The sequence below is a fragment of the Marinomonas sp. MED121 genome, from assembly GCF_000153025.1.
Lineage (GTDB): Bacteria > Pseudomonadota > Gammaproteobacteria > Pseudomonadales > Marinomonadaceae > Marinomonas.
This window is the reverse complement of the sequence record NZ_CH672431.1, coordinates 207,620-219,983: the sequence shown is the minus strand read 5'-3', so window position 1 is coordinate 219,983 and position 12,364 is coordinate 207,620. Positions and strand designations below refer to the sequence as shown.

12 protein-coding genes are annotated in these 12,364 nt (G+C 42.9%); 9 read left to right on the top strand and 3 right to left on the bottom strand.

The annotated features are described in order from the left end of the window. The first annotated feature begins 55 nt into the window (after positions 1 to 55). Both ubiD and MED121_RS12545 read left to right on the top strand, forming a co-directional pair. Positions 56 to 1,549: a 4-hydroxy-3-polyprenylbenzoate decarboxylase gene (ubiD, locus tag MED121_RS12550; protein WP_036180446.1), complete on the top strand. Its 1,494-nt coding sequence runs from the start codon at positions 56 to 58 to the stop codon at positions 1,547 to 1,549. Positions 1,550 to 1,630: 81 nt separating this feature from the next. Beyond that, positions 1,631 to 2,344 carry an NAD(P)H-flavin reductase gene (locus MED121_RS12545; RefSeq protein ID WP_009834078.1) on the top strand — a complete coding sequence of 238 codons (714 nt, stop codon included), beginning with the start codon at positions 1,631 to 1,633 and terminating at the stop codon, positions 2,342 to 2,344. Positions 2,345 to 2,440: 96 nt separating this feature from the next. Here the strand turns inward: MED121_RS12545 and MED121_RS12540 are convergent, their stop codons facing one another. Then, positions 2,441 to 3,361 carry a LysO family transporter gene (locus tag MED121_RS12540; RefSeq protein ID WP_009834077.1) on the bottom strand — a complete coding sequence of 307 codons (921 nt, stop codon included), beginning with the start codon at positions 3,359 to 3,361 and terminating at the stop codon, positions 2,441 to 2,443. A 242-nt stretch (positions 3,362 to 3,603) separates the two neighbouring features. Between MED121_RS12540 and MED121_RS12535 the strand changes: the two genes are divergently transcribed. After that, entirely contained in the window at positions 3,604 to 4,980 is a 1,377-nt protein-coding gene (locus tag MED121_RS12535) for an MATE family efflux transporter (protein ID WP_009834076.1), read from the top strand. 63 nt (positions 4,981 to 5,043) lie between these two features. Here the strand turns inward: MED121_RS12535 and MED121_RS12530 are convergent, their stop codons facing one another. Next, the gene (locus MED121_RS12530; RefSeq protein WP_036180665.1) at positions 5,044 to 6,525 is read right to left on the bottom strand and encodes a cobyric acid synthase; all 1,482 of its coding nucleotides are present in this window, start codon (positions 6,523 to 6,525) and stop codon (positions 5,044 to 5,046) included. Positions 6,526 to 6,657: 132 nt separating this feature from the next. Here MED121_RS12530 and cbiB point away from each other — a divergent pair, with 132 nt between their 5' ends. The 6 genes from cbiB to MED121_RS12500 all read left to right on the top strand — a co-directional run bounded on the left by cbiB (position 6,658) and on the right by MED121_RS12500 (position 10,969). After that, the gene (gene cbiB, locus MED121_RS12525) at positions 6,658 to 7,593 is read left to right on the top strand and encodes an adenosylcobinamide-phosphate synthase CbiB (RefSeq protein WP_242603206.1); all 936 of its coding nucleotides are present in this window, start codon (positions 6,658 to 6,660) and stop codon (positions 7,591 to 7,593) included. A gap of 51 nt (positions 7,594 to 7,644) precedes the next feature. After that, entirely contained in the window at positions 7,645 to 8,751 is a 1,107-nt protein-coding gene (locus tag MED121_RS12520; protein WP_009834073.1) for an aminotransferase class I/II-fold pyridoxal phosphate-dependent enzyme, read from the top strand. Next, on the top strand, positions 8,748 to 9,269 hold the full coding sequence (gene cobU, locus MED121_RS12515; RefSeq protein ID WP_009834072.1) for a bifunctional adenosylcobinamide kinase/adenosylcobinamide-phosphate guanylyltransferase: 522 nt from the start codon (positions 8,748 to 8,750) through the stop codon (positions 9,267 to 9,269). The genes MED121_RS12520 and cobU overlap by 4 nt, the downstream gene beginning before the upstream one ends. 116 nt (positions 9,270 to 9,385) lie before the next feature. After that, on the top strand, positions 9,386 to 9,874 hold the full coding sequence (gpt, locus tag MED121_RS12510; protein ID WP_009834071.1) for a xanthine phosphoribosyltransferase: 489 nt from the start codon (positions 9,386 to 9,388) through the stop codon (positions 9,872 to 9,874). Between the two features lie 304 nt (positions 9,875 to 10,178). Continuing rightward, positions 10,179 to 10,580: a DUF2914 domain-containing protein gene (locus MED121_RS12505; protein WP_009834070.1), complete on the top strand. Its 402-nt coding sequence runs from the start codon at positions 10,179 to 10,181 to the stop codon at positions 10,578 to 10,580. Positions 10,581 to 10,633: 53 nt separating this feature from the next. Further along, positions 10,634 to 10,969, top strand: a complete 336-nt coding sequence (locus tag MED121_RS12500; RefSeq protein ID WP_036180443.1) for a DUF1904 family protein — start codon at positions 10,634 to 10,636, stop codon at positions 10,967 to 10,969. A 40-nt stretch (positions 10,970 to 11,009) separates the two neighbouring features. On the opposite strand, the gene astB is transcribed toward MED121_RS12500, so the two are convergent. Continuing rightward, positions 11,010 to 12,356, bottom strand: a complete 1,347-nt coding sequence (astB, locus tag MED121_RS12495; protein WP_009834068.1) for an N-succinylarginine dihydrolase — start codon at positions 12,354 to 12,356, stop codon at positions 11,010 to 11,012. Between the last annotated feature and the right edge of the window lie 8 nt (positions 12,357 to 12,364).

The window sequence follows — 12,364 nt, the reverse complement described above, 5'->3', positions numbered from 1 at the left end:
ATTTTTCGTGCTCTACCTTTCACCCTATGCCCATGATATGCCTGAGAGTATCACCATGAAATACAAAGACCTTCGAGATTTTATCTCTGTTCTAGAAGAGCAGGGAGAGTTGATTCGCGTAACTGCTGAAGTCGATCCTTATCTAGAAATGACAGAAATAAGCGACAGAACTTTGCGTAGTGAAGGTCCTGCTCTGTTATTTGAAAATCCTAAAGGCCATGACATGCCTGTATTGGCAAATCTATTTGGTACGCCAAAACGTGTTGCCATGGGTATGGGGAAAGAATCTGTTTCAGCATTGCGTGAAATAGGTGAATTATTAGCATTTTTGAAAGAGCCTGAACCACCAAAAGGTATGAAAGATGCCTGGCAAAAGTTGCCTGTTTTTAAGCAAGTGATGAACATGGGGCCAAAAATAGTTAAGTCTGCCCCTTGTCAGCAAGAAGTGCTTGAAGGTGATCAGGTCGATCTTAATAAAATTCCGATTCAAACTTGCTGGCCAGGTGATGCTGCACCACTGGTAACCTGGCCTCTCGTTATTACCAAAGGGCCTCATAAATCACGCCAAAACTTGGGTATTTATCGCCAGCAGTTGATTGGCAAAAATCGTCTTATCATGCGTTGGTTGTCACATCGTGGTGGTGCACTCGATTTTCGTGAATGGCAGCAAGAGCATCCAGGTGAACCTTTTCCTGTGTCTGTGGTGCTAGGTGCAGATCCAGCGACTATTTTAGGGGCGGTTACACCTGTACCAGACACCTTATCTGAATATGCGTTTGCAGGCTTGTTAAGGGGCAGTAAAACCGAGCTTATCAAATGTATTGGTAATGACTTACAAGTACCTGCCAGTGCAGAAATCGTGTTGGAAGGCTTTATTTATCCAGATGATGAAGCGGTTGAAGGGCCTTTTGGTGACCACACTGGCTATTACAATGAGCAGGATAATTTTCCTGTTTTTACCGTTGAGCGTATTACTCAACGTAAGAATCCTATATATCACAGTACCTATACAGGACGTCCACCGGATGAACCTGCTATTTTAGGTGTCGCATTAAATGAAGTCTTTGTACCTATACTAAGAAAGCAATTCCCAGAAATTGTTGATTTCTACTTGCCACCAGAAGGCTGCTCTTATCGTATGGCAGTGGTGACTATGAAGAAACAATATCCAGGTCATGCAAAACGTGTCATGTTAGGCGTCTGGTCCTTTTTGCGCCAATTCATGTATACCAAGTTTGTGATTGTTTGCGATGATGATGTGAATGCAAGAGACTGGAATGATGTGATTTGGGCGATTACTACACGTATGGACCCAGCAAGGGATACGACTTTAATAGAGAATACGCCTATCGATTATTTGGATTTCGCTTCACCTGTTTCAGGGCTAGGCTCCAAAATGGGAATGGACGCAACCAATAAATGGCCAGGTGAAACCGATAGAGAGTGGGGTGTCCCCATTGAAATGACAAAAGAAGTGAAGAGCAAAGTAGATGATATTTGGTCTTCTTTAGGTATTGATGAGGCGATTTCAGGTAAATCAACAAAGTAAATTTGCCTTATACCTAAACATCACAACACAAGTAAAGAATATAAGCCCAAAAGGGCAGACTCGAGATAACGGAGTAAAAGTGTGAACGAAGTAATTGCAAAGGTGAACAAGGTTGAGTTAATTAACCAAAATGTCTATCAAGTTAGCCTTGATGTCCCTGTTGATAGCTTTATTGCTGGGCAATACTTGATGATACATTTGCCAAGTGGTGAAAGTGTCCCTTATTCCATCGGCAGTGCAGCCCATGAGTTACCAAGTTTGCAGCTCTATATCTTAGTCGCAGATGAAGCCTCTTTAGCCTTTAAAGTGATCTCTTATCTTAAAGATAATGAAAACGTTAATTTAAAAATCCCTGGTGGTGATTGCCACATAGATAATGGCGCTTTAAAAGACTCAGTGGATCAAGTGTTGCTAGTGGCTGGTGGTACGGGGTTTGCGCAAATGAAAAGCATGTACGATGCCCTGACAGAGCAAAAATATCAGGGCAAGGTCTCTTTATATTGGGGCGTGCGTACACCTGAAGATAGCTTTTTAGTCGATTGGATTGAAAGCCAAGATAATATCAGCCTCGTCGCCAATGAAGCAGAGGCGGATTGGCAAGGTACCACTGGCTGGCTGTATGAAAAAATTGTAGCGGATAATCCTGATCTAAGCCGCTCAGTAGCTTTTGTGAGTGGTTCACCTGGTATGGTTTATGGCACCTTAGATAAGTTAGAAGAAGCTGGGCTTGCTCATGATGCGAGTTTTTCTGATGTGTTTGCATATGCACCACGTCCAGAGAAACCACAGCTTTAACCAAGGTTTCTTCTCATATAAAAAAACCGCTTTTAGGTTCTCCCTAAAAGCGGTTTTTTGATTTTGGGTTTAAATACCTGTTCTTCTAGCGCTTCATTAAAGCCCCATGAATAGCGGAATAAGCACTGGAACAAGCAAACTCATAATAAAGCCACTGGCAATGGCGGTGGGGATGATATTTGCGCCATGAAATTTTCCTAACATAGGCAAAGTAAAGTCCATCGCAGTCGCACCTGAGTAGCCGACAGACACATGGTTACTAATACGGCAAAATACTGGGATGAGCAGCAAAGCGAGAATCTCACGGCCAATATCCAGCAAAAAAGCCGTTGTGCCTAATACCGGGTTACCTAATCCAGTGATCAAAATGCCAGATAGGCTATACCAGCCAAAGCCGGATACAACAGCAAGGCCATGGGCGATTGGTAAATCCAAAATCAATGCACCTATTAAACCGCCTAAGAGCGTCATAGTCACAGTGGTAAAGGCAATGATGAGACCTTGTGTATTTAGGAAGAGTTTACGCAATCGATAATTGCCTTGTTTTAACTGTCGGCCAATGAGAAATAGCAGAAGGTAAAGTAGATAAGTCACTATGGTATCCACATGGAATGAGCTATCGGCAGCAAAAATGCCAATCACCAATCCAATTAAGACAAACCCTAATGTTTTAAAGGCATCGGAGAAAACCGCAAAGCTTATTTTCACATCCTCAGCGGTTGCTTGCGTATGTAGTGACTTTTCATCGGGGTTGAAGTGTCGGCCTGTATACCAAAGGGCGGTAATAGACAGCGCTGAAATCGCAGCAAAAAAGATGAGTGCTTGCGCGCCAGCAGTGAGCAGTTTTTCCGCCAGATTGTCTAATGCGCCTATGCTAAAACCTATCATGCCTAAAATTAGGTAAGTTAGCCAAGTCAGGCTTACTTGAATTAACTTCTCAGATAAAATTTTTATGTTTAGCCAATAGCCTACCAGTAGGGCCAAAAGTAGTGGTCCTAGGGTGATTAGTATCGTCATTTTTGCTGTCCGTAATACTGCTTACTGAAAAATTATAAATCAAAATGTCTGTTGATTTTCATTCTATTTCAATAGCTTAGCAAGTCTTAAATCGCATAATGAAAATAGCAGGGCGCAGATTAGAAAGGATCTGCTGCCATTCAAAGCTTAAAGTGCTACATTATGCCGATTTATCTTAAGTTGCCCTATTTTAGGGCAGTTCAGGATGATCATAATAAGCGTGATTTTATAAGGATTCAGTTATGTTAAATCGTTGGCCAGTATTAAAGGAAGTTCTGCATTTATTAATGCCAATGGTGCTAACTTTGACTTTAGAATTATCCATTAGTTTGGTGGATACTTTGATGCTGGGTAACTATAGTCCTTATCATTTAGCTGCAGTGGGTTTGGCTTCTAGCTTGTGGACACCCGTAGGCTGCTTCTTAATGGGGATCACCTTTGGCCTCACCCCTTTGGTTACCCGTCACCTTCATGGACGCCAAATGAGTATGGTTAATATTTATATGTCGCAGACATTAGGTGTGTGCTTAATTATTGGTGTCATTGCCGCCTTGGTAGTGGCTTTTGTGTTGCCTCATTTTGCCGTCATGATGGCAAGTGAAGAGGAAACCCAAAGGGTCAGCGTACAATATTTGCAGATATTATCCCCAGCGATTCCTGTGTTAGCTTTTATTGTGGGATATAAGAATTTATTTGAAGCGGCAGGAAGGCCAAACTTTCCACTGATTGCGGCAGCAATCGGTTTGCTCATGAACGCTGGGCTTAACTATCTGTTTATTTTTGGTCACTTTGGTTTCCCTGAAATGGGGGCGGCAGGTGCGGCACTGGCTTCAACTATTTCTATCTATTCCAGCCTAGCGATCTTTTGTCTATACGATAAGTTTTTTAGTCCTAAAACCCTATTTACTAAGATCAAAACCAAATATCTGTTTCGATTTGGTATCTTGCTCAATGTGGGGCTGCCAGCAGGGCTTGCTTTCTCCTTTGAGATTGGTCTTTTCTCTTCCATGACTTGGCTGATATCAAGTTTTGGTGATCGTGCTATTGGTGCAGGGCAAATTATTATGTCTTATACCTCTATTCTTTTTACACCTATGATGGCAATGAGTGCCGTGACAGCCATTGTGGTGGCAAAATCTTTGTCTAAAGAAGGGGTTGAAGGGGTTCGTAAGCGTATGCGAGTGATCGTCGGTCTAGGTTTAGGTTATGTCTTAATTTGCTTTGTCGTTACTCAAACTTTTAATGAGAGTATTCCCCGTTTCTTTACCGATGATCCAAGGATTATTGCTATGGCAGCAGGCTTATTATTAATTTCGTCTTCATATCAGGTAGTCGACATGCTGCAAACTGTCTTTACAGGTGGTTTACGTGGTTTTAGAGATACTCGCTTTTCTATGATTGCGTTTGCTATCTCTTTATTTGTGCTTTGCCTGCCACTAGGTTACTGGTTAGCGCATTATAGTCCTTGGGCGGCAGAATTGAATGTGAGAGGTTTTTATATCGGCCTAGGGTCAGGTCTTGCGCTCTTGTCTTTCTTGTTAATACTGAGGTTTCGCTTTGTGGTTAACCGTGCATTGAATCGTAAGATAAAATACGAAGAAGCAGGCGTTGTTGCTTAATATCAGGCTAAACAAGAGAGTGTTTAGCCTGATTTGTCTCTTTTTCCCAAAATGCGAGAGCGGCTAAAGAGTAAGCTTAAATGCTTTCGCCTTATCGATAAGCGCATCAATATTCATGTGTTCCTCACAGCTATCTGCAAGCCTATCTATCTCTTTGTTTTTATATTCATCGTAATTAAAGGCTGCGGCCGCATCTAAACCTGCCCATTTTAATAAAGCAGCTAATGCCTCTGGATGATCAAATAGTCCATGTAAGTAGGTACCAATAATGGCATTGTCATCGGCTAAATAACCCTCGTTTTGACCGGATTCGAAAGTACAAAATGCCTGATGTTTTTGGCTAAAAGAGGCAACACCTGCGTGAATTTCATAACCCCTAATACTGGCCATTTCTCCCCAAGTGAGTTTCCCTGTCTGTTGAGTGAGTTGTTTATCTGGGGATAAGTCCGTTTGCATAGGAATCAGGCCAAAACCTTGGCTAGTTGTCGGAGTGTGATTCTCCAATGCAAGCGCATCGTTAAGGTAATTACCTAACATCTGGTAACCACCGCAAATACCTATCACCTTACCGCCGTATCTCAGGTGATGGTTTAAATAAGCCTCAAATCCCTGTTGTTTCAAATAAGCTAAATCTGACTGTACGCTTTTAGACCCAGGTAAAATAATCAGATCAGCAGCAGGAAACGGCTGGTTTTCTTTAACCAGGATGACTTCAACCTCAGGGTGCAAACGCAAAGCGTCCCAATCAGTATGGTTACTGACTCTTGGGTAGATAGGAATGACGACTTTTAATTTAGTTGCATGTTTTTCAACAGGGGTAGAATCAGCGACAGCATCTTCAGATTCTAAATGAAAACCTTTGAGGTAAGGTAAGACTCCTAGTACAGGTTTACCTGTATGTTCTTCGAGCCAATCAAGGCCTGATTGCAACAAACTCACATCGCCACGAAAACGGTTAATGACAAAGCCGATGACTCTGTCTTGTTCGCTTTGACTGAGTAGCGCGAGAGTGCCAACAAGGTGAGCGAAAACGCCGCCTTTATCAATATCAGCGATAATAATCACAGGCGCGTTCACGCTTTCTGCAAAGCCCATATTGGCAATGTCTTTGGCTCTTAAGTTGATTTCTGCAGGGCTGCCAGCGCCTTCAATAATAATGCTGTCATAGGTTTCGCTAAGGCGTTTAAAAGAATCTAGCGCAGCGACTTTCGCTGTTTCCTTATAGTCATGGTAAGAACGGGCATTCATATTGCCTATGGCTTTGCCTTGAATAATGACTTGAGCCCCTATGTCTGTATTTGGCTTAAGCAGAATAGGATTCATATGGATATGAGGTTCAATGCCAGCGGCATAGGCTTGAACTGCCTGTGCACGGCCTATCTCGCCACCGGATGCTGTTACCGCACTGTTTAGGGCCATATTTTGCGGCTTAAATGGCGCAACGGCTAAATCACGTCGTTTAAGTAAGCGACATAGGGCTGTGGCAAGTGTGCTTTTACCTGCATCTGAGGTGGTGCCTTGAATCATTAGGCTAAATGCTGTCATTATTTTTGAATCACTATTAGGGCAATAAGGTGATAGAATTCTATCACTTAAGCTAATTTCTTGATTGAAAAAATCACTTATTCCCATGACCCATTTTAAGTATCACGCCCAGATACTGATTAAGAGCGAATGATGACAGAGACCTTTTTTGCCAGCACTATTATTCTCTTGCTTGCTCTTATCATGGATCGCGTTTTAGGTGAGCCAAAATCTTGGCATCCTCTTATCACTTTTGGCCGCTGGGTTGATCAATGCCAAGCTTGGTGTCAGTTGCCCTTAAGCTGGTCTGCATTTAGCCAAAGATTATTTGGTGTCTTTGCTTGGTTACTCGCTGTGGTGCCTTTATTGCTGCTTTGGGAGTTGCTTGAAAGCCTGCTGCCGACACTGATTCTAAATGCTTTGGCGGTTGTCATTGTTTACTTTAGCATTGGTTGGCAAAGCTTAAGGGAGCATGGACTCGCTATTGCAAATCCCTTATTGAAAGGGGATTTAATACAGGCCCGTATTGCTGTCTCTTATATTGTTAGCCGAGATACTGACTCACTTAATGAAGAACAAGTGGCTAAAGCAGGTATCGAATCTGTTTTGGAGAATGGCAGCGATGCTGTGTTTGCCCCCATATTTTGGTTTTTGATTTTGGGTGTACCAGGTGCAATCTTGTATCGTCTTGCCAATACTTTGGACGCCATGTGGGGTTATAAAACCAATAAATGGCTACATTTTGGTTGGTGCGCAGCAAGAGTGGATGATGTGCTTAATTATCTCCCCGCTAAGCTGGTGGTATTTAGTTATGCCTTGTGTGGCCAATACTCAAATGCAATGCAAGCGGCAAGAGCGCCAGAAGCCAGTTGGAAAAGCCCGAATGCAGGCCCTGTCATGGCCGCAGGCGCAGCTTCTTTAGGGCTAGCCGTTGGCGGCGAGGCGGTTTATTTTGGCAAGACCGAATCGCGCCCGGTTTTAGGCAAAGGAGAGGTGCCTCAGGCAAAAGATCTTGTAAGATCTATAACGCTAGTAGATAAGACCCTTTACCTGTGGTTTTTATCCGTTGCCTTTATTGCGCTTTTTTAATCTTGCTTTCACCCTATAGGTTTTAATTCGACCTCTGGTCAATATAAAGATATGAATAATGAACTAGATCTTAGCCAAGAGAAGCCCAAACACGGTGGTAATCTCTTGGCACTTCGTCGCTCTTTGGGCGTATTACAAGATGTTAAAGAATCTTGGATAGACCTTTCTTCTGCGGTAAATCGACACCCTTGGCCTGTGCCTGAAGTGCCTGTTTTTCTTTGGTATGAATTGCCCGACCTTGATAGCTTAAAACAAGCGGCTGCCGACTATTACGGCGCTAATAATTTTGTACCAATAGCGGGTACACAACAGGCGATTGAAGCCTTACCAAACCTATTGTTTGCATCCGAAATTCGACATAAAACCAAGGTTCTGGTGCCAGAGGTGGGCTATCAAGAGCATGGCTTCGCTTGGTCTAAGTGGCAGTATGCTGTTGATACCTATAAAAACACTCAGGATCTCACGGTAAAAAGTTGGCAAGTATTAGTCTTGATTCAACCCAATAACCCTAGTGCCAATAAATTAACCTTAGCTGAATTACTTAGTCTGATAGAGACGGCACAAGTACGTAAGGCTTATCTCATTATTGATGAGGCTTTTATTGATGGTGTGGTTGGTGCGAGTTTACTTTCTCATTACCAAGATAAAGCATGGCCAGCTTGCCTGATTGTTTTGCGCTCAGTAGGCAAGTTTTTTGGTTTACCTGGCGCCAGAGTGGGTTTTTGCTTTGCAAGCCAGCTAATTTTAAAAGGGTTGGCTTCCGTCACTGGTCCTTGGCCGATTGCGACGCCTGCTACCTGGCTTTTAAGCCAAGCTTTTAAAGATGTTTCTTGGCAAATACAGGCTAGCAGAGATTTAGTGAGCCGTAGTCAGCGCTTTGAAAAAGAGATTAAACCTTTGATTAATCAGTTCTTTATAGCCCTCTCTCAGTCTGTTCGTTGGCAACAAAGTGAGCTTTTTTATACCTTGTTTTGTGATGAAGCTGAGGGGCTGTTTGAGTGGCTACAAGCTTTGTCCATACATGTTCGTTTGGGCGATGCTTGGCTAAGGTTTGCCTTACCTGCAGATACCGAGTTCGATTTAATCAGCAAGCGAGTGCAGCAAGCGTTATTAAATGGGCAAACTCAGGGTGTTGGTCAAGTGGAGGAAGTAGAGTGAAGCATTTAGTGATTGGTGGCGTACGTAGTGGCAAGAGTGCTCATGGACAAGAGCTAGCCCAAACCTTAGCGGATGCAGAGTCAAGAGAGGTTGTATATCTGGCAACAGCCCAAGCGCTGGATAAGGGCATGCTGGATCGCATTGAAAAACACCAAAATAGCCGACCTGAGCACTGGTTGCTAGTGGAAGAGAGTATTGATATTGCCTCAATATTACTGGCACCAGAAAACCAAAATAAGGTGATCTTAATTGAGTGTATGACCCTTTGGCTGACTAACCTTATCTGTTTGGAAGATGATGAGGCCTTTAATCGACATAAATCTGCGTTTATAAGTGCCATAGAGCAAACCCAAGCCAAGCTAGTCTGTATTAGTAGTGAAGTAGGGGCGGGTATCATGCCCATGAATGCGATGGCGAGACGCTTTGGGGATGAAGCTGGCCTACTAAATCAAGAGCTAGCTCGTTTAAGTGAGCAGGTTGAACTTGTCTGCGCGGGCTTGCCTCTAAAGCTCAAATGAGACTTTAAAAGAATACAAATTAACCAATCAATTGGGTAGAATGCGCTCTTCATTTTATTAGGTGAAATGAAAAATTATTCGCCTAAATTGACAACCTTGATTGGTAGGAGCTAAGCATGAACCCGTATTCAAAAGATTACCCAGTGTCTTGGGATGAACTGCATCGTAATGCTAGAGCCTTAGCTTGGCGCTTATTAGAGCAAGGGCCTTGGAAGGGAATCATTGCTATCACTCGAGGTGGCCTGGTACCGGCGGCTATAATTTGTCGCGAATTGGACGTACGTTTAATAGATACCCTTTGTATTGCAAGCTATGACTCATCAGGCAAAGAGGCGAATGAGCAAGGTGAACTAACCATCTTAAAAGGCGTTGAAGGTGATGGTGAAGGTATGCTTTTGATTGATGATCTAGTGGATACTGGGCGTACCGCACAAGTGGTTAGAGAGATGTTACCAAAAGCACACTTTGCCACTATTTTTGCTAAGCCTGCTGGTAAGCCGCTGGTGGATACTTTTGTGACTGAAGTAAGTCAAGATACTTGGATTCGCTTCCCTTGGGATATGGAATATACCTTCTCTACGCCATTAGCGGATAGAAACGGATAAATGAATTTATTATCTTGTTAGAGAAAAGCCCAAAAGCATTTGGGCTTTTTTAGCGAAATAATTAATCAAAACGTATTTATCAATTAAACCCAAGTACCTAAGCTAACTTCTGGTTTAGCCTGACCTTTTTAGTTTTTCCTACTGTCTTTGTAACAGAGCAATAACATTGAAGCGTGTCAGAAAGAAGTCAAATGAACCCGCTTACAGCTAGACTTGCTCCTACTAAGGCGATTAGAATCCCTACTTGGCTATTTATTTTTTGTCATGTTTTTTACCTAGTTTTTGACAATTTAAAGGGTTACCTATGCTACGTACCATCCTAAAATTTACCTTGTTAACTGGGGTTTTAATTGCCCTGCCCGTATCCTCATGGGCCGCGTCTATTGCCAGAGCGCAATTTACCAGTGATGTTATTGAACGTGAGCCGATTGACAGTCTCGGCCCTATCATTCCTGTGCAATATGGTGGCATTCAAAAAGTTTACTTTTACACTGATTTACGTGATATGGCGGGTGATCAGGTGCTTCACCGTTGGACACTTGAAGGTGATGTTATGGCTGAAATTCCTTTCAATATAGGCGGCGATCGCTGGCGTGTTTGGTCTAGTAAAAGACTGTTACCTGGTTTTGATGGTGTTTGGACAGTAGAAATTGTTCAAAATGGTACTGTGATCGGTTCACACTCTTTTAGCTATCTTGATGAATAAACTCAAAACTTCAATTTTCTAAAGAGCCAGAGCGCTTTTAAAACAGGATTTTCATGCCACATATTCGTGTTCGCGGAATGCCTTTTGAAGACTTAGAGCATATCTCTGAGCCTTTAATCAAGGCTCTAACCGATTATCTAAACTTACCTGCCTCACATTTTACCTTAGAATATCAAGCCGTTACTTATCTAGGAGCGGGTGGTGCTAGTCTGGCTTATCCTTTTTTTGAGGTACTTTGGTTTGCCAGAACAGAACAGCAAAAAGCAGATGTAGTGCGAATTATTACCGAGCTGGTTAAGCCAGCTTTGGTGACTGAATCGGATATCTGTGTTTTGTTCAGCACTATGCAATCGGATGATTACTATTACGAAAAAGGCACAACTTCATAAAAGTTGTGCCTTTTGGTGATGTGCGAATTAAAAAAGCGGATTAAGCTTTTTGGAAGTCGTAAACAGACCCTAACTTCATTATCTTGGTTAATTCATCCAAGGCAGTACGTGTCTCGATTAATAGCTGTGGATCAGCAAGATCTGATTCTAATAAACGGTCACGATAATGGCTGTCTACCCAAGTATTTAAACGAGCAAACAAGTCATCATTCATTAAGCAAGACTGGTTAACAGCCGCTCTTTCTGCATCATTCAAAACGACACGAAGGCGCAAGCAAGCTGGGCCGCCACCATTACTCATACTTTGTTTTAGATCATACACTTGTACTTCGTTAATTGGACTTGGTCCCGCTTTTAACGCTTCAAGATAGGCCCAAACATTGGCATTATTTTGGCATTCACCCGGTACTATGATGATCATATCGTCAGTACCACGGCTAATTAACTGGCTGTTGAACAAGTAGGATTTAACACAGTCTTCGACACTGACTTCACTGCTTTTTACTTCAATAAAGTGCAATTTACCCTGATTACCTGCCCACGCTTGCTCAAGATCTTGACGCATTTGAGCACTCGATAGAAAGGCTTCTTCATGATAGAAGTGAACGTTACGGTTACCTACGGCAATCACGTCATTGTGGAACACGCCAGCATCAATAACAGCAGGGTTTTGCTGAGCATAGACAGTATGCGATGCATTTAATCCATGACGACGTACAACCGCTTGAGAGGCTTCTAATGTGTGTCTTGCTGGGAAGCGGCTTGGCTTTAGTGCTGCAGCGTTAAAGGCTTCTTGACCATAGACAAAAAACTCTATGCCTTGGTTGCCGTATTCATCACAAAAACGGGTGTGATTGGCAGCACCTTCATCACCAAAATGATCCATGCTAGGCAAGGCTTTATGATGGGCAAAATGTCTATCACTTGGGAAAGTTGCCTGCAAAATAGCCCCAGTCACTGGGTGCTCGATCGCACGGTGAAACTTATTAACCAAGTTAGCTGGTGAAAAGTGAATTTTACCATCCGCACTATCCGCACTAGGTGATACGGTTGCCGCATTGGCTGTCCACATGCAGGACGCTGAACTCACACCCGCTAGCAGGTGTGGTGCTTCTTTAGCCGCTTGAGCTAAAATTTGCGCATCAGTACCGGTAAACCCAAGGGATTTTAGTGTCGGCATATGAGGGCGTTCATGGGGGGCTAAAACACCTTGAACAAAACCCATATCAGCCAAGGCTTTCATTTTAACTAGGCCCTGTTTGGCTGCTGCTTTTGGATTAGAGGCTTGGGCCTGATTGTTTAAAGAGGCCACATTACCAAACGATAAACCGCCATAGTTGTGTGTTGGCCCCACTAGACCATCAAAATTTGCTTCAATTGCCGACATGCTAATTA